General features: G+C 66.8%; 15 protein-coding genes. 2 read left to right on the top strand and 13 right to left on the bottom strand.

Annotated features, from left to right (window positions below; all coding sequences use genetic code 11):
• From HNP02_RS19130 to HNP02_RS19070, 13 genes are all read right to left on the bottom strand, one after another.
• Entirely contained in the window at positions 1-1,221 is a 1,221-nt protein-coding gene (locus HNP02_RS19130; protein ID WP_221317743.1) for an acyl-CoA dehydrogenase family protein, read from the bottom strand.
• Positions 1,218-2,588 carry an LLM class flavin-dependent oxidoreductase gene (locus HNP02_RS19125; RefSeq protein WP_184441352.1) on the bottom strand — a complete coding sequence of 457 codons (1,371 nt, stop codon included), beginning with the start codon at positions 2,586-2,588 and terminating at the stop codon, positions 1,218-1,220. The genes HNP02_RS19130 and HNP02_RS19125 overlap by 4 nt, the downstream gene beginning before the upstream one ends.
• Entirely contained in the window at positions 2,585-4,231 is a 1,647-nt protein-coding gene (locus HNP02_RS19120; protein ID WP_184441350.1) for an ABC transporter ATP-binding protein, read from the bottom strand. Before HNP02_RS19120 ends, HNP02_RS19125 begins: the two co-directional genes overlap by 4 nt.
• A complete protein-coding gene (locus HNP02_RS19115) occupies positions 4,228-5,103 on the bottom strand; it encodes an ABC transporter permease (protein ID WP_255506672.1) in 876 nt (291 codons plus the stop codon). Before HNP02_RS19115 ends, HNP02_RS19120 begins: the two co-directional genes overlap by 4 nt.
• Positions 5,100-6,035 carry an ABC transporter permease gene (locus HNP02_RS43760; RefSeq protein ID WP_309241623.1) on the bottom strand — a complete coding sequence of 312 codons (936 nt, stop codon included), beginning with the start codon at positions 6,033-6,035 and terminating at the stop codon, positions 5,100-5,102. Before HNP02_RS43760 ends, HNP02_RS19115 begins: the two co-directional genes overlap by 4 nt.
• Entirely contained in the window at positions 6,032-7,747 is a 1,716-nt protein-coding gene (locus HNP02_RS19105) for an ABC transporter substrate-binding protein (RefSeq protein WP_184441348.1), read from the bottom strand. Before HNP02_RS19105 ends, HNP02_RS43760 begins: the two co-directional genes overlap by 4 nt.
• A gap of 258 nt (positions 7,748-8,005) precedes the next feature.
• Complete coding sequence (locus HNP02_RS19100) at positions 8,006-8,773, bottom strand: DUF1684 domain-containing protein (RefSeq protein WP_184441346.1); 768 nt, start codon at positions 8,771-8,773, stop codon at positions 8,006-8,008.
• A gap of 16 nt (positions 8,774-8,789) precedes the next feature.
• Positions 8,790-10,133, bottom strand: a complete 1,344-nt coding sequence (locus HNP02_RS19095; RefSeq protein ID WP_184441343.1) for an NtaA/DmoA family FMN-dependent monooxygenase — start codon at positions 10,131-10,133, stop codon at positions 8,790-8,792.
• Positions 10,133-11,188: an LLM class flavin-dependent oxidoreductase gene (locus HNP02_RS19090; protein WP_184441335.1), complete on the bottom strand. Its 1,056-nt coding sequence runs from the start codon at positions 11,186-11,188 to the stop codon at positions 10,133-10,135. The genes HNP02_RS19095 and HNP02_RS19090 overlap by 1 nt, the downstream gene beginning before the upstream one ends.
• The gene (locus HNP02_RS19085; RefSeq protein ID WP_184441333.1) at positions 11,185-12,255 is read right to left on the bottom strand and encodes an LLM class flavin-dependent oxidoreductase; all 1,071 of its coding nucleotides are present in this window, start codon (positions 12,253-12,255) and stop codon (positions 11,185-11,187) included. The genes HNP02_RS19090 and HNP02_RS19085 overlap by 4 nt, the downstream gene beginning before the upstream one ends.
• Entirely contained in the window at positions 12,255-12,794 is a 540-nt protein-coding gene (locus HNP02_RS19080) for a GNAT family N-acetyltransferase (protein ID WP_221317786.1), read from the bottom strand. Before HNP02_RS19080 ends, HNP02_RS19085 begins: the two co-directional genes overlap by 1 nt.
• Before the next feature lie 136 nt (positions 12,795-12,930).
• Positions 12,931-14,736 (bottom strand): SulP family inorganic anion transporter, encoded by a 1,806-nt coding sequence (locus tag HNP02_RS19075; RefSeq protein WP_184441331.1) that lies wholly within the window; start codon positions 14,734-14,736, stop codon positions 12,931-12,933.
• A gap of 2 nt (positions 14,737-14,738) precedes the next feature.
• Positions 14,739-15,845, bottom strand: coding sequence for a sulfate ABC transporter substrate-binding protein (locus tag HNP02_RS19070; RefSeq protein ID WP_184441330.1), 1,107 nt, complete (start codon positions 15,843-15,845; stop codon positions 14,739-14,741).
• 182 nt (positions 15,846-16,027) lie between these two features.
• On the opposite strand from HNP02_RS19070, the gene HNP02_RS19065 reads away from it, so the two are divergent.
• Together HNP02_RS19065 and HNP02_RS19060 are read left to right on the top strand one after the other, a co-directional pair.
• On the top strand, positions 16,028-17,263 hold the full coding sequence (locus tag HNP02_RS19065; protein WP_184441328.1) for an acyl-CoA dehydrogenase family protein: 1,236 nt from the start codon (positions 16,028-16,030) through the stop codon (positions 17,261-17,263).
• Positions 17,264-17,281: 18 nt separating this feature from the next.
• Positions 17,282-17,548 carry a WhiB family transcriptional regulator gene (locus HNP02_RS19060; protein WP_309241622.1) on the top strand — a complete coding sequence of 89 codons (267 nt, stop codon included), beginning with the start codon at positions 17,282-17,284 and terminating at the stop codon, positions 17,546-17,548.
• Positions 17,549-17,690 lie beyond the last annotated feature (142 nt).

Below are 17,690 nucleotides of genomic sequence, written 5' to 3'. Positions count from 1 at the left end.
TCAGAAGTATCCGCTGCCGGGAAGCCGGGTGCCTCGGACGTGGTAGGCACCGATTGCCTGCGCCTTGTACGAGGTGGGGTTGTGCGAGGCCAGCGTACGGATGTTGCGCCAGTGCCTGTCGAGCAGGTGCGCCTGGCGCACCACGGACGCGCCGCCGACGTCGAAGATCTGTGACGCCGCCTTCTGCGCGAGCGCATCGACGACGACCTTGGCCGTTGCCGCCTGCAGCGACGCCTCGTGGGCGAGATCGAGGCTCGGGTCGGTGCCGTCCACATCCGCCTCGTAGGCAAGCGCGAGCGCGTCGGCCGCGGCCAGCACCGTCGCCTCGGCCGCGTATGCGGCACTGGCGATCTCGCCGATCTCCCGCTGGAGCAGCGGATCGTCCGGAGGTGACGGGTTCGGCGCCCACGTGAAGCTGCGCGCCCGCTGGTGAACGTGTGCCACCGCGTCGGCCCGCAGCGCGTGCAGGACGCCGGCCTCGAGCGCGGTGACGTACAGCTGGAAGAAGGCCCCCGACAGATACAGCGAGGGCTCGGTTCCGGTCTCGGGGGGCGCGAATTGCAGTGTCTCGTCAGGCGATACCGTCACGTCTTCGAAGATCGCGGTGCCGGTACCAGTGGCACGCTGGCCCATGCCGTCCCAGTCGTCGAGCACGGTGACACCGTCCCGATCGGTGGGGACGAGGGCGATCACCGTCGCGCCGTCCGGGTCGCTCGCGAGCACCTCGGCGTAGTCGGCGTACAACGTGCCGGTGGTGAAGTACTTCGTGCCGTTCAGCCGGAAGCCGTCACCGTCACGCTCGAGTCGGGTCTTCCAGGTGAACGCCCCGGCAGGTGTCGAACCGAGTTCGGTCGATGCGTTGCCCACGATCGCGCCGCGCAATGCAAGGCCGATCACGCGCCTGCGCTCGGCGTCGTCGAGGCGTAGGCGCTCCTCCACGTGGGAGAAGTGGCCGCGCAGGATGTGTGCCACGTTGACGTCGACGGTGGCCAGTGCGATCACGACGGCGAACAGCTCACGCAGGCTCGCGCCTCCGCCACCGTCCGCGAGCGGAACCCGCAGGGCGCCGAGGCCCGCCTGACGGGCGAGATCGATTGCGGCGAAGGGCCGCTCGCCGGTGCGCTCGCGTTCGAGCGCACCCTCGCCGATGGCGGCGATGAGCTGGTTCAGCCGATCCGAGCCGTAGGTCAACGGCTCGGTGTGCGACTCGGTCACTGTCATCGGGTTACCTCCTCTGTGACACGGCGGTAGCGCGCCGCGCGGTGGGTTTCTGGCAGGCGTGGACCCTGGCCAAACAGCTTGTGGCGCAGGGTGCCTTCGTCGTAGGACGTCTTGTATGCCCCGCGCCGTTGCAATTCGGGTATGACGTGGTCGATGAAGTCGACGAACGAGCCGGGGGTTATCGCGTTGGTGAGGTTGAAGCCGTCGACATCGGTCTCCTCGACCCACGACTGCAGGTCGTCGGCCACCTGGGTCGGCGAGCCGACGGTGAAACCGCCCTCCGCGTCGATCGCGTGCGCGTCGACGAAGTCGCGCAGCGTCCACTGGCCCTGGCCGAACATCGCCACCGACGACTTCAGGTACTCGTTGTCGGTGACGGCGACCGGGTCGTCGAGACTGAAGCGCGACAGGTCGGTGCCAAGCCATCCCGACCACAACGCGAGAGCACCCTCCGGGTCGGTGTAGCGGCGGAGGTCGTCGTACCGCGCCTTCGCCGCGGCCTCGGTGGCGCCGGTGACCACGACGTGGCCGTTGACGATCTTGACGTCGTAAGGGTCCCGCCCCGCCGCCGCCGCGCGGCCGCGGATGTCGGCCACGGCATCGCGCAAGATCTCCTTGGTCGGTGCGCCGATGAAGATGACCTCGGCGTTCTCCGCACCAAACTGCTTGCCGCGGTTGGACGCACCGGCTTGATAGAGCACCGGTGTGCGCTGCAGGGACGGCTCGCACAGGTGGATGCCTGGGACGCGGAAGTGCTGCCCGTCGTGTTCGATCGGGTGCACCTTGGCGGGGTCGGCGTAGTGCGCGCGGCCGGGATCGGTGCCGACGGCGTCGTCCTCCCAAGACCCCTCCCACAGCTTGTACAGCACCTCGGTGTACTCGTCGGCGATGTCGTAGCGGTCGGCGTGCGGCGTGATCGTGTTCAGGCCGTGGTTGCGGGCCGCGCTCTCGAGGTAGCCGGTGACGACGTTCCAGCCGACGCGGCCCTTCGTCAGGTGGTCGAGCGTCGACATCCGCCGCGCGAAGGAGTACGGGTGCTCGAAGGACGTCGACGCCGTGATCCCGAACCCGAGGTGTTTGGTGACGGCTGCCATCGCGGGCACGACCAGCAGCGGATCGTTCACCGGCACTTGCGCACCCGACCGCAGGGCCGCCTCCGGCCCGCCGCCGTAGACGTCGTAGATCCCGAGCACGTCGGCGATGAACAGACCGTCGAACAGCCCGCGCTCGAGCAGCTTGGCCAGGTCGATCCAGTACTCGAGATCCTTGTAGCGCGCGGCTTGCGACTCCGGGTGCCGCCAGGTTCCTGCCACGATGTGCGTGACGCAGTTCATGTCAAAGGCATTGAGGACGATCTGGCGGGTCACGCGGAGCCTCCGGAGACGGATTCGGGCTCGGCGAGCGGCAGGCTCGCGAGCAACTGGCGGGTGTAGGGATCTCGTGGGTTCTCGAATATCTCGGCGGCGGTGCCGGATTCGACGATCCTGCCTTCGCGCATCACCAGCACCCGGTCGGCGACGTGATGGATGACGCCGAGGTCGTGTGAGATGAATAGGTAGGACAGACCGAGCCGCTCCTGCAGATCGGCGAGCAGGTCGAGCACTTGCGCCTGGATGGTCACGTCGAGCGCGGACACCGGTTCGTCGCACACGATCAGGGACGGCTCCGGCGCGAGCGCCCTCGCGATCGCCACGCGCTGGCGCTGTCCACCGGAGAGCAGCAGCGGCCGCCGGTCGAGATGTTCCTCGGTGAGCCCGACGTCGACGAGCAACCGAACGGCTCGCTGCCGTCTGGCCGCGCTGTCGGGGTACAGCTCGGCGGGCACGGCGTCCTCGACGATCCGGCGCACCGTCCAGCGGGGGTCGAACGAGCCCAGCGGGTCCTGGTAGATCACCGAGATCTGTCTGCGGCGCGGACGCCGTGCAGCTTCGGTCGTTTCCGACCAGGGGGCACCATCCAGCCGCACGGTGCCTTGGTCGGGTGCCAACAGGGCCAGCGCCAGTTGGGCGGTAGTGGTCTTACCCGAGCCGGACTCGCCGACGATGCCAAGGGTTTCGCCGACACCGATGTGGAACGAGACGTCCGCGACCGCGGTGCGTTCGACACCGTCGGGTCCGCGGAAGCGTTTCACCAAGTTCTCGGCCTCCAACAGCACGCCGTCCGACGCCGGTCTGACCGGAACCGGGTCCGTCGGCGTTGACGTCGCGGCGGAGAGCCGGGTGCCCTTGCGGTGCGCCGCGGGAATCGCATCCAACAGGGCCCGCGTGTAGGGATGGCTCGGCGCGGTCAGCACGTCGGCGACCGGGCCCTGCTCCACCAGTAGGCCGTGGCGCATCACGGCGACCCGGTCGGCGAGTCTGCTCACGACGGAAAGGTCATGGCTGATCAGGATCAGGCCGGTGCCACGGTCCTTCATCGCGGCAAGCAGGTCGAGGATCTGCGCCTGGATGGTGACGTCGAGGGCCGTGGTGGGCTCGTCGGCGATCAGCAGCGGTGGGTCCAGTGCGATCGCGGATGCGATCAGTGCGCGCTGGCGTTGGCCGCCGGAGAGTTCGTGGGGGAGTTGGCGTGCGCGCAGTTCCGGGTCGGGAACGCCGACGGCGGTGAGCAGTTCGAGCACTCGTTCGCGCCGCCGGGCCCGGCTGCCGTACCGGTGCAGCCGCAGGGTTTCGCCGATCTCGCGGCCGACGGTGCGCAACGGATCGAGGGACACCAGCGCGTCCTGGAGGACGAAGCCGACCTCGCGGCCGCGTACCTTCCGCCAGTGTCGATCGCGGTTGGCAAGCACCGATTTGCCGTGCAGCTCAAGGGTGGTCGCATCGACGTATGCTCCGGCGCCTGCCAGGCCGAGCAGGGTGCGGGCGGTGACACTCTTGCCGGAGCCCGACTCGCCGACGATGGCGAAGCATTCCCCAGGTGCCACCTCGAAGGACACCCCGCCCACCACCGGTTCGCGGCCCGCGCCGAATGCGACGGTGAGGTCTTCGACCCGCAGGATTGGTGCCGTCATGTCAGCCGTCCTTCGATCCGCTGCTGCAGATGGCGGCCGAGGACGGTGACGGCCAGTGTGCAGCCGACGATCGCCAGGCCGGGGAACAGTTCCAGCCACCACGCCGTCGACACGAAATCGCGTCCGGCGTCGAGCATGGCGCCCCATTCCGGCGCGGGCGGCGCGACACCGAGACCGAGGAAGCTGAGCGATGACGCCCACACGATCGACTGGCCGACGCCCATCGTCGCGAGCACCACCAGCGGTCGCATCGCGTTCGGGAAGACGTGCCGGACGATGATGCGGGACCGTTTGTGGCCCAACGCCGTTGCCGCATGGACGTAGCCGGAGTTGCGCACCGCGATCACCTGCCCCCGCACCATCCAGGCGTAACCGGCGGCTGACCCGATGGCCACCGCAAGGATCTCGGTCGCCACGCCGGGCCCGAGCATCGCGATGAAGATCAAGGCCAGCAGCAGACCGGGTAGCGAGAGGACCACTTCGAGGAACCGGCTGACCGCGCCGTCGGTGAGACGCCCGCCTAGGCCCGCCGCGAAACCGAACAGGATCGCCGCGACCAGCGCCAGCGCCGTCGCGCCGACGCCGATCAGCAGCGAGCTGCGGGCCCCGAAGACCACACGCGTGTAGATGTCGCGACCGGATGCATCCGTCCCGAACCAGTGCTGCAGCGATGGCGCCTGGATGGCCGCCTCGATGTCGGTGTCGAAGGGCGACTCGCTGGTGAACGCGTCGGGCGCCACGGCCCACGCCAACACCAGTAGGAGGAAGAGAGTGGAGAGCCACATTGCGGGCCGAAAGGTGCGTCCGCTCTTGACCTTCGGCGCGGAGTGGACGGCACGAGTGACCAGGCCGTCGGCGACGTTGACGGTCAATGTGCTGCGCTCCGCAGTCGGGGGTCGATTCGGCCGAAGGCGAGATTCACCAGCAGGTTGGCCACGACGTAGATCGTCGCGACGAACAGTGTGACCCCCACCACGACCGGCATGTCCTGCGAGGTGACCGCGTCGACGAGCACCCGGCCGAGGCCGGGCCGCACGAACACGGCCTCCACGATCACCGCCGTCGAGAACAGCGAGCCCAGTGCCCACCCGGACAGCGTCAGGCCGGGCAGGACGGCGTGCCGAAGGGCGTGGCGCCAGCGCACGCCGACGTCGCTCATTCCGCGCGCTCTGGCCGAGACGGCGAACGGCTGCTCCATCGCCGACGAGAACTCATCGCGCGTCACCTGCCCCAGGAAGCCGGCCAATGGCAGTGCGAGCGTCAGCGCTGGGAGCACCAAACCTTCTGGCCCACCGTCGCCGACCACCGGCAACCAATGCAACGTGAACGCGAACACCACCAGCAGCACGATGCCCAACCAGTACTGCGGGAGCGCGGCGAGCAGGGTCTCGAAACCCGAGCCGAGCGCCGCAAGTGCACGGCTGCGATGCGCGGTCAGCAGCGTGACGACCACCGCGATGATCCATGCCGCGACGAGCGCGGTGGCGGTCAGCGTCAGCGTCGAACCGAGCTGCTGGGCAATGATTTCCGAGACCGGTTGCTTGCGGATGTAGGACGTGCCGAGATCGCCCCGCAGGATCCCGCCGAGATAGTGCAGGTACTGGACGAGCACCGGCCGGTCGAAGCCGTATTGCACCCGGACGGCCGCCAGTTGCTCGGGGGTTGGCTTCGATCCGGCGCCGCCGAGGATGGTCTGGGCGGGGTCGGTCGGCATCAGCTGTTCGACGATGAACGTGAGGGTGGCGGCACCCCAGAGGACGCCGACCACTCCCGCGAGGCGGGCAATGACCCGCCTCGCCGTCACTTCGCGAGCCACGCGTCGTGCAGGACCGGCTCACCCTCGGACGGCTCGATCCAGACGTCCTGCAGGTGCTTCTTGGAGACCAGCCGGGTGGTCGGCGCGTACAGGCCGAGGTGATAGGAGTTCTGCGCGACGAGCTGCTGCACCTGGTCGTAGAGGTGCTTCTGCTCCTCGACATCCGAGGCGGCGGCGATCTTCTTCAGTGGCGCGTCGATGGCGGGGTTCGACACCCAGGACATGTTGTTGCCGGGTGCGAGGACCATCGAGTCGGTGGAGTAGAGCAGGGTCAGCACCAACGGTGTCGGGCTGTTCCAGTACGCGCCTGCGAGGCCGTCGGTGGCGTTCTTGTCGGTGAAGGCGGCGTAGTACTGGTCCTGCGGGATCGGCTTGAGGATGACGTTGAAGCCGATCTCCTTCTCGGCGGCCTGGATGTCCTGGTAGAGGGTCACGTCGGCGGGCGGGGTGTCACCGGGGTCCGATGAGTAGATGACGGTGGCAGCCAGTTGCTTGCCGTCCTTGGTCCGGTAGCCGTCGGCGTCGCGTTGAGTCCAGCCTGCGGCGTCGAGCAGCTGGTTGGACTTGTCGGGATCGTGGGCGTAGAAGTCGCGAAGATCCTTGTCCAGGAACGGAGTCGTCGACGTCAGTGGGCCGGGTTCCCAGTTGAAGACGCCCAGGTAGGCACTCTTCACCGAGGCTTCGGCGTTCGCGCCGTGGATGAACGCCTGCCGCACTGCGGTGTCGGTGAACGGGAAGCGGGTGGTGTTGAGTGCGATTCCGTTCGGCAGCCCGGTGTGGGTGAACTCCTGAAGCACGAGGTTCGGGTCGGCCTTGAGCGATGCGTTCTGCTGCGGCGGCGGGTTGAAGATGAGGTCGGCACCCTCGCCCTGCACGGCTGCGAAGCGGACGGAGCCGTCTTCCAGGAACTTCCAGCTGACGTGGTCGAGGTAGGCCGGACCCTGATGCTTGGCGTCGGCGGGCGCGGAGTTGTAGTCGGCGTTGCGATCCAACTCGACACTCTGGCCGTGGATCCACTCCTTGATCACGAACGGTCCTGTCCCGACCGGTGATTGGCAGTTGGCGTCCAGACCGCGGGCCATCGCCTTGGGCGACTCGATACCGAAGAACGCCTGCGACAGCACGGGTAGCAGGGCCGAGTACGGGGATTTCAGTTTCAGCTCGAACGTCGACGGGCCTGTGTTTTCTCCCGTCGCTTCGCTCGCCCCGATGTTTTCTCCCGTCGCTTCGCTCGCCCCGATCGCGCGCGAGGACGCGTAGTACGGCCGCAGGTACCCGGTGTCGGTCAACGACTCCGTGGCCGGGTCGAGTATCTGGTCGAAGTTCGCCTTCACGGCGGCCGCATCCAGGGGCGTGCCGTCGTGGAACTTCACCCCCTGCTTGATCTTGAAGGTGTAGGTCAGTCCGTCTGGGGACGTCGTCCAGGATTCCGCCAGCCAGGGCACCACGGTGCCGTCGGGCTTCTCCGAGACGAGGGAGTCGAGGAATTGCCGCGCGACATACGTCTGCGGCATGTCGCCGTTGTTGTGCGGGTCCAGGCAGGTGGGCTCGCGGTCGGCGCCGTAGACGATGGAACCGCCACTGACTGGCGGTCCGGCGGCGCCCGACGCTGACGTGCCTCCTGATCCGCCGCCACAGCCTGCGAGGACGAGCACGACGGCGGACGCCATCGGGAGCAGAAGGGCACGGTTGAAGGACATTCTGGGAGCGGGCATCGTTGGCGGGTCTTTCGGTCGATCGATGAGCATCGCGTACTCCCGACCGAGCATGGGATTGCAAGATCGTGCTGATCCGTCTAGCCGGCGCGTCTGCGGCCGCTCGTAGAGGATGGTGCGTTGAGTAAGTCTGCGGATGATGGCTTCGTCAAGATCCCGCAACGGATGCGATCGCACCAGTCATCGAATCGGCGTGATTGTTTCGCGATCGTCCCAAGGACCGCCGATGTTTGCCACGCCGCCTCAGCGCGGATTCTTCTCCCCGGCTTCGACGGCGATGGCCAGCTTGTTCTCGGGGGGTGCCACCGGGCACGTCGCGTAGTCGGTGAAGGAGCACGGCAGGTTCGTCGCGCGGTTGAAGTCGAGCGTCACCGCGCCGTCGTCATCCGGTGCGGTGACCGCCAGTGACCTAGCGCCGGGGTACGTCGTCACGCCGCTGGTGGCATCGGTGAACAGGACCTGCAACGCACCGTCTGCGCGCCCAAAGGCGATCAACCGGGCGTCAGCTCCTGCCAGTTCGAATTCGATTGTGCCAAGGGCCGTGTGATGGTGTTCGAGCCCCTCGACGACGGCTCCCGTCGTCACCGTCCTTGGTTGCTCGAACGGCACGAACGTGCCAGAGACGTGCCACTGTTGGCTTGGCGCGTAGGCCGGGATGCCGTTGTACTGCTCGAGGTGCGGCGACTTCGGATCGTGAACGCGCAACGCGACCGTGCCCGTGCGGCGAATGACCTCGATGCGCCGATCGCCTGCGGCGACGAACAATCCGGGTGCTCCCTCGGCAGGCTCGAGCCGCTCGGTTCCGTCGATACCCTCGACGTATGCGGCCTCGGCGTCCGCTCGCCAACGACCTGGAAGGTCGGCGACCGTCTCGAATTCGTCTGTAAGCCAGTACAAACCGGTGATGCTCACCCAGCCGAGTGGATCACCATAGTAGCTTTCGCGTTCTTCGTGCCATTGGTTCCACGCCGCCTCGAACGTCGTGACATCGGTATCTCCGGTGGTGGTCATGATTCTCGATTCCTTTCTAACCGGCGGCGCTGCCGTCGGTCTCGGTGTTCTGTCGTCGCGTCAGCGGCTCACGAAGCCCGAGGTGACCGCGCAGCGTCGTCGACGTGTACTCGGTCCGGTAGGCACCGCGTTCCTGAAGTTCGGGCACCAGCCAGTCGACGATCTCGTCGAGTCCACCGGGCACGATGTACGGCGAGATGTTGAACCCGTCGGTCGCGCCTGCGCGTACCCAGCGGATGAGCTCGTCGGCGACCTGACCCGGCGTGCCCACGAACCCCGAACGGGCCGACGTTTCGATAGCGATCTGGCGCAGTGAAAGGTTCTTGGCCTCGGCGAGCGCACGCCACTCCTTCGCGATGGCGATCGGGTCCTTGCCGTCCCGTGCCGCGCCGCGGGTCACCGAGATCGGAGCGGGTACCGGATCGTCTTCTGGCAGTGGACCGTCGGGGTCCCGATCGGAGAGGTCGCGTCCCCACACCAGACCGACGAGGGACAACGCCGTCTGTCCGGTGTACTGGCCGTCGAGCACCCAGCGTCGCTTGTCCTCCACTTCAGACGCCTTCTCGGCCAACACGATCTGAGTTCCCGGCAGGATCTTGATGTCGTCGGCAGGCCTGCCCGCGGCGAGCAGACGTGCACGGATGTCGTTGGCGAACGCGAGCGCGTCGTCGAAGTGCGTGCCGTGGCCCGAGAAGATGACGTCGGCATTGGCTGCGGCGAAGTCACGACCCGTCGGGGAATCCCCGGCTTGGAAGATCACCGGATGTCCCTGGGGGCTGCGCGGCAAGGTGGCGTCGAGGGAGATGTCGAACTGCGACGTCGAAACATCCACGTGCCGTGGAGTATTGGTGTCGTCGGGCCACGAGTCCCAGATGGCGCGCGCCGTACGGATGAACTGCCCGGCCCGTTCGTATCGGAGTTCGTGATCGAGGAAACCGCCGCGGCGGAAGTTCTCGCCGGTCCACGCGTTGTCGGTGGTGACGGCATTCCAGCCGGCCCGACCGTCGGACAGAATGTCCAGACCCGCCAGGCGCCGAGCCAAGTCGCCCGGTTCGTTGTAGGTGGTGTTCTGCGTGGCGACCAGACCGATGTGTTCGGTGATGCCTGCGAGCGCGGAAAGCTGCGCGATGGCATCGGGACGACCGGCGATGTCGAGATCCAGGATCTTGCCGTCCTGCTCCCGTAGTCGCAGACCCTCGCCGAGGAAGAACGCGTCGAACAGTCCGCGCTCGGCCGTCGTGATCATGCGGCGGAAGGTCTCGAAGTCGATCTGAGAACCGCTGGCCGGATCCGACCAGACCGTCGTGTGGTTGACGCCCTGGAAGAAGACGCCGAAGTGCACCTGCGCTCTGGACCGCATCAGACCCTCGCATGACGATTGGCCGGCCGACTCAGGCCGAGATTTCCGCGCAGCGACGACCCGGGGACAGGTCGATGCGCCACGCCTGACTTGAACAGCGCCGGAAGGACATACCGCGCGAGCACCGGCAGGTCCTCGTCGATCACCGTGGGGAACAGCCGCACGCCATCGGTGTGTGCCGCGAGTTCGGTGAGCAACTCCACGAAACCGGTTGCCGGTCCGGCGTACGCGAGTCGCGAGCTCCTGGCCCGCTCATGTTCGTCGAGCGCGGCGAGACGCTCCGTCGCCGAGGTGCCCGGTGTGTCGAGCGTGACGGCGATCTCGATGAACGTCAGCCCGTCGCTGCGACTCGCGGTGTCGACCGCCAAGTCGCCATTCGGTTCGCTGACGAGGACGACGTCGACCAGCTCGCGGTCGGCCTCCGTGCCGAACACCACCAATTGGCCCTGCGGCGGTCTCGGCACGATGGCCGGTCCCTTGACCGTGAACGTCTCACCCTGGAAGTCGACGTAGTGCAGCTTGTCCCGATCCAGGAACCGGCCGCTGGCGTAGTCGCGAACTACGGCGTCGTCCTCCCACGAATCCCACAGGTCGCGGACCACGGTGATGGAATCTCGCTGCTCGCGGTCGAGGTCGGACTGGTCGGTGAGAGCCGTTCTGCCCCATGCCCGTGCGGCCGCCGGGTGCGCGACGCGAGTGGCGATCCAGCCGCCCCTGCCGCGTGAGGTGTAGTCGAGGGTGGCCAGCTGCGATGAGGTATGGAACGGCTCGGCGTACGTGGTCTCGACGACGGGTACCAGCCCGATCGTCGACGTCGCGGCGGCCACGAACGACGCCCGGTTGACGGCATCGACGCGTGCCCTGAGACCGGCTTGCGGCGGCACGATCGAATCGTCGAACGTCGCCAGCGTGAAACCCGCGTTCTCGGCGGCCCGCACCTTCTGGGCCAGCGTTCGTCCACTCAGCGCCTCACTCTGCGGATGGTGCGCGCGGCGCCACGCCGCGGGATGGCTCCCCTCGCCGTCCAACTCGATACCGAGCGCGAAGACGCTCATAGCGCAACCTCCTTCAGATTCGACTGCGAGACGAGGGGCCTGCTCGCAATCCGCTCACGAAGAACGGGAGCGACGTCGGACTGGAACAACTCGAGGCTGCGACGCTTTTGGCCGACTGTCACACCATCGGCGTCGGCACTGAGGTGGATCACCTCGTGACCGAACTGCTCGTGGTAGCGGCCCACCTTGTCGATCACCTGCTGTGGGCTGCCGACCAAGGCCGAACTGCGGTCGACGAAGTCGTCGATCGAGTCGAACACCACCGGAAGCCCGACGCGCCGCGCAAACGCCAAACGCGTCTCGAAGGACAGCCGGTAGTCGGCCACCGCCTGCTGCGAGGTGGGGGCGACGTAGAACCCTGCGGTCCCGGCGCCGACGAGAGCGTCCACGGGGTCGTGGCCATAGAACTCCCACCGTTCGCGGTAGTGACGCACGAGCTCGGCGTAGGGCTCGATGGGGTAGGTCACGTTGGCAGAGAAGATCGGGTCGCCGTAGCGGGCGGCAAGGTCGACGGAATCCTTGCTCGTCGCGCTGCCATGCCAGATGCGCAGGCGCTCCTGCAACGGGCGGGGGAGTGCCTTCGCCTTGACCAGGGACGGCCGGAAGCGGCCCGACCACGTGACTTCGTCGCTCTCCCACAGCAAGCGGAACAGTTCGTAGCCTTCGCGATTGCGGTCCCACTGGTCGGCGGTGGTCACGTGGAACAGCTCGGCCTGCGCCGCGCCGTTGCCCTTGCCGATGATCAGTTCGAGACGCCCACCGGACAGGTTGTCGAGCGTGGAGTAGTCCTCGAATGCCCTGACCGGATCGAGCAGGCTCAAGGTCGTGACGCCGGTGAACAATCCGATCCGCGACGTCCTGGCCGCGATGTTGCTCAGCACCACGGGGGGAGATGACGAGATGAACGGGTCCTCGTGACGCTCGCCGACGGCGAAGCCGTCGAAGCCCAGTTCTTCGGCGAGCACCGCGGCATCGACGACGTCGCGCAGACGCTCGGCGGGACTCTTCTTCTCGCCCGACACGGGGTCCGGCGTATGGGTGATCAGCGTGATCAGCAGAAATTTCATCAGATGTGAACTCCCGTCGCTTCGCTCGCCCCGGATTGCACTAGGTGCTTCTCGAACGGATGCACCCCAATGTCGTCCGCGGGCAGCGACGAATCGAAGAGCGGCGCATATCCCGTCGAGAGATACAGCGCCACGGCCTCGGGCTGTCGCCATCCGGTGGTCAGATAGACACGGGTGTATCCGCGCTGCAGCGCAATCCGTTCCAGTTCGGCCACGACGAGCTTGCCGTAACCCCGCCTGCGGTGCCCCGATGCCGTCCACATCCGCTTGAGTTCTGCGGTCGACGCGTCGTAGCGACGGAACGCGCCACCGGCCACGGGCACGCCGTTCGACACCGCCACGATGAGCACGCCCCCTGGCGGGTCGAACTCCTCGGGAGGGTAAGCCCGTAGGTCGGTGTATTCATCCTCGTCGCTAGTGCCGTAACGAGTGCTGTACTCGACCGTGAGCTCATCGAGTAGTGGCGAGGCGAGCGGATCGCTCTGATGAACGGCAACGAACTGCGGGGTTTCGATGGCCCCATTGGACGTCGTGGTCAGCTGATCTCCTCCTTCGGTCCCGGCAGGAGCCCGCTCTCGACATTCGAGAGAACCGTGCCTCCGAGACGAACAACCAGGGCGGCTCGCCGCTTCATTCCCTTTTAATCACGACGATTGAACGGGGTAATCGCGATGATCAGACCAGGTAGTAGAGCGGGTCCGCGCTTCGTTCCCGATCGGGTTCGGCAAGCGGCTGACCGGGTTCGTCGATGCTGAGCTTGGTGCGGCCGAACCGGACTGCCTTGAGCGTCGCCGAGTACTCCTGGACTTCCTCTGGGAACACCTGGTCCGCAGGGAACCAGTCTTGGAAGCCGATGTTCTGCAACACTTTCAGCGCATCTGGCCGGACACCGGCAAGCAGGATCGTGACGCGGCGCCCGTTCACCTCGCGACCGTTCTCTTCGCGAAGGAAGTGCTCCAAGCGCTCGATGCACACCGCATCGGGATCGCGCACCCGCTTCAGGCGCAGGATGACGACTTGGATTCCACCGATGTGGATTCTTTCCCTCAGCGTGTCGAAGTACCGATCCAGTTCAGGGGCGGCCCCGAAGAACAGTTCGCCCTCGAGGTCGTAGATCACCGTCGACGGATCGACGGGATCATCGGGTAACCGCTCACGCACCACGCCCTCAGGCGTGATCGCCAGCTCGGCCGCCTTGAGTTTGGCCGCCCGCGGCACGAACAGCACGACCGACAGCGCGATGCCGAGCAGCACCGCCTTGTCGAGATCCCACAGGATCCCGGTGAGCGCGGTGATCACCACCAGCCCCGCGTCGTAGCGTGATGCCTTCACGGTGGCGATCAGCCGCTTGTAGTCGACGAGCCGTACGGCGGTGACGAGCAGCAAGCCCGCCAGCGCAGCCGTCGGCACGTAGTGCAGCAAGGGGGCAAACAGCAGGAGTGCAACGGCAACCGTCGCCGCGGCGACGATGCCGGAGAAGCGGGTCACCGCACCAGCCTGGAAGTTGATCGCCGACCGCGACAGGGAACCCGAACCCGGCAGCGCCTGGAAGAACCCGCCGGTGAGGTTGGCAAGGCCCTCGGCCAGGATCTGGCGGTTGTAGTCGATCTTCTGCTGGGACTGGTGCGCGATCGCCTTGGCGATCGACAGCGCCTCGATGAGGCCTATGAACGCAATCGCCAACGCGCCCTGTGAAAGCTGGGCGAGTGAGCCGAGATCGACAACGGGGATGTGCGGTGTTGGCAGGCTTTGCGGAACCTTCGCCGCGACCGACACCGCCGACTTGCCGTCCGCACCGGGGATCGACCAACCTGCGGCGTAGGCGATGAGCCCGGCGACGACCAGCACCAACAGCAGATCGATCTGTGGCCAACCGAAGCGCTTCACCAGCCTGCGGCCGACGACGGCCACCGCGACTGCCGTCACGCTGAGAAGCACGGCCCGGAAGTTGATCTTGTCGCCGTGAAAGAGCGTGAGGTAGAGGCGCTGCAGCACCTGCATGTGCGCGTTGCCCTTGTCCTTCACGCCGATGGCGTTGCCGATCTGTCCGATGGCGAGCAGAAGCGCCGCTGCCAACATGAAGCCGATGATGACCGACTCGGAGATGTAGCGGGTCAGGTCACCGAGCTTGAACACCGCGATGAGGATCTGGATGACGCCGACCAGCACGCTCAGTAGGAACAACGCCTCGAAGAGCGCGGTGCGGTTCTCCGGGTCGATGAACGCCAACGAGCTGAACACCAGCAACGAGATGGCGCTCGTCGGCCCGTTGATCAGGTGTGCCGACGATCCGAAGATCGAGGCGATGGCCGTCACCACGATCGCGGAGTAGACGCCGTACTTGGGATCCACGCCGGCGATGAGTGCATAGGCAACGCCCTGTGGCAGGGCCACGGCCGCGACGGTGAGGCCGGCGACCAGGTCACGCCGGCCCGTGGCCCACGGGTAGTTCGCCCAAGGGTGGTTCACAGCAAGACTCATGCTCAACTCCCTGCCGCGTTGGGGACGATGCGCCCTGGCGCCGCCGGTGCCGATGCGGAGACGACGTCGTAGATGCCGTTGTCCGCGAAGAACTTCTGCCGGGCGTCGGCCCAGTCCTTGGCGATCGCGGTAATACCGAACAGCTTGAGCTGAGGCAGCCGGTCGGCGTGCTTGGCCAGGATCGTCGGGTTTACCGGCCGATAACCGAACTGCGCGAACAACTCCTGCGCGGGATCGGTGAACAGGTACTCGAGATAGGCCTTGGCGTTGGCGGCGGTCTTCGGGTCGGTGTCGTTGGCGTCGACCGAGGCGACGGCTGGCTCGGCCTTGATGCTCACCGGCGGGTACACGATCTCCAACTCGCCCTTGCTGTCGGCGACCTCGCGCAGCGCCTCGTTCTCCCAGGTCAGATGCACGTCGCCGATCTGCTGAACGGCGAAGCTGGCGGCCGAGCTACGGGCCCCGGCGTCGAACACCACGACATGCCGATACAGGGACTTGAGGTAGTCGAGCGCTTGCGCCGGGGTGCCGCCGCGGGTGGTCACCGAGCCCCACCCGGCGAGGAAGCTCAGCTGCCCGTTGCCGGAGGTACGTGGGTCGGGAGTCACGATGGCAACGCCGTCCTCGACCAGGTCGGGCCAGTCGTGAATTCCCTTCGCGTTGCCCTTGCGGACGACGAACACGATGGTGGACGTGTACGCGACCGAATTGTTGGGCAGCCGCTTCTGCCAGTCGGGTGCGACGAGGCCGCGCTTCTGCAGTGCGTCGACGTCGCTGATCAGTGCCAGCGACACGACGTTCGCCTTCTCCGAGCCGTCGATGACGTTGCGCGCCTGCCGCCCAGAGCCGCCGTGGGACTGCTTGACGTCCAGTGCGATCCCGGTCTGATGGCGGTACTGCTCGACGAATGCCTTGTCGAGCGCGGCGTAGACCTCGCGCGTCGGGTCGTAGGACACGTTGAGAAGTTGGTTGGGGGTGTCGTCCGGCAGGTTCTTCACCGTGATGAGCACTCCGGCGAGGACGATCGCGACGACGCCGAGGACGCTGAGCCACGGGACTCCGGACAGCCGGCGCCCGTCCGTCGACGGCTCTTCAGATACGCCACCCATTGGCGCGCCCCCTTTCGCTAGTGCGCCACGGCGCCCCAATCAGCTGACGTTAGCGACGCGCCTGAAATAAGGCAGCGTCGAAAATCGCTCTGATTAATACGTTCTGGGTTGGGCAGTCCGGGTAACAATCTGCGCGACCGAAATACCTGATGTGCGCGACGCGCGTCGGCATCATCTCCTGCATGACCGTCACCGAGACTTCTGCGCCCGCACCGAGCCCCATCACGGATGCACAGGGCGGGGAACCAGCGGTCGTCAGCGGGACCAGTCCGCTGGCCGACGGTTTCCGCAGCCGCTTCTTCACCGACGACGACTATCGACGGTTTCATGCCCGTGCACCCCGCTACGACGCCGAGAACGCGTTCTTCGCAGAGGATTTCGCGGAACTCGTCGCGGCCGGCTACCTGAAGGCGCCGCTGCCGGAGAGGCTCGGCGGTGCGGGCCTTTCGCTCTCCGAGCTCGCCAGCGAGCAGCGTCACCTCGCCTACTGGGCACCGGCGACCGCACTGGCCGTCAACATGCACCTGTATTGGGTCGGGTCCGCCGCCGATGCATCCACGCGCGGCCTCGCCGACGTGGAGTGGCTGTTGGCGGACGTCGCTGCTGGCCGGATCTTCGCGGCGGGGCACGGGGAACGCGGTAACGACGTCGGACTGGATGACTCGCAGGTGCGCGCCGTTCCCCAGCGGGATGGCTCGTACCGGATAACCGGGCGAAAGGTGTTCACCTCACTGTCGCCGGTCTGGGATCAGATCGGCATCCACGCCCGCGACGACTCCGACCCGAACAATCCGCTCATCGTGCACACGTTCGTCCGGCGCGACGATCCTGGTGTGCGCGTCGAGGAGACCTGGGACGCCCTTGGTGTGCGGGCCACGGCCAGCGACGACACGGTCTTCGATGATGCACTCGCCGAGGCACACAAGGTCGTTGCCAGGCACCCGGTGGGTCCGGTCTATCCCGACTACGTCGGCACGCTCCTGTCGTGGTACCTCCCACTGTTGTCGAGCGTGTACTTCGGCATCGCCCGCCGTGCGCTCGACCTCGCCATCCTCGGCGCGCAGACGCGGAACTCGCTGCGATCCGACATATCCCGACATGCACAGAAGCCCGCCGTGCAACGACAGATCGCGCAGGCGGAGATCAAGCTGGAGGCGGTGGCGGCGCTCGTCGAGTCGGTCACACACCCCGGATCAGGAGACTGGTCCCCGTTGCGTGCGCTGGCCGCAAAGGAATTCGCGACCGCTACGGCGCGTGAGGTCGTCGACGTCGCCGTACAGGTGGTCGGTGCGTCGTCGGTGTCCAAACGTCACGAGCTCGAACGGCTCTACCGTGACGTGCGCACCGGATCGCTGCACCCGCCGAACACGGACGCCGTCCTCGAGATCATCGGCGCCGTCGCCCTCGGCCAGGGCTGACGGTCCGAGGTGATACCCGTGAATGACGTTCTGTCGCGCGAGAGTTGGCAGGAGTGGGGGAGCTGCCGCCGGCTGGCGCCCGAGGTCTTCTACCCCGAGGATGGCGGTCGAAGAGGTCTGCAGGCGCGGGAGGAACAGGCGAAGCAGATCTGCCGCGCGTGCCCGGTGGTCTCCGACTGCCGGAACCATGCGCTGTCCGCGCGAGAGACGTACGGCGTGTGGGGAGCGATGTCGGCGCGGGACCGTCAACGGGAGTTCGTCGCACGGTCGGAATCGTCCTGCTGAGGCTCGGACGGTTGTGAGTGGTCCAGATACACACAGGTTCCAGATACACACAACGGTGATCCGAACCGTTTCGCCTGCCCCGCAACGAGTCTTACGGTGGTAATCGCGCGATCGACTTCCCTTGATTGCGCGACGTCCAGGC

The organism is Mycobacterium sp. AZCC_0083, from assembly GCF_014202335.1.
Taxonomy (GTDB): domain Bacteria; phylum Actinomycetota; class Actinomycetes; order Mycobacteriales; family Mycobacteriaceae; genus Mycobacterium.
Note: the sequence above shows the minus strand (reverse complement) of the source record. Positions and strands in the feature narration are given on the sequence as shown.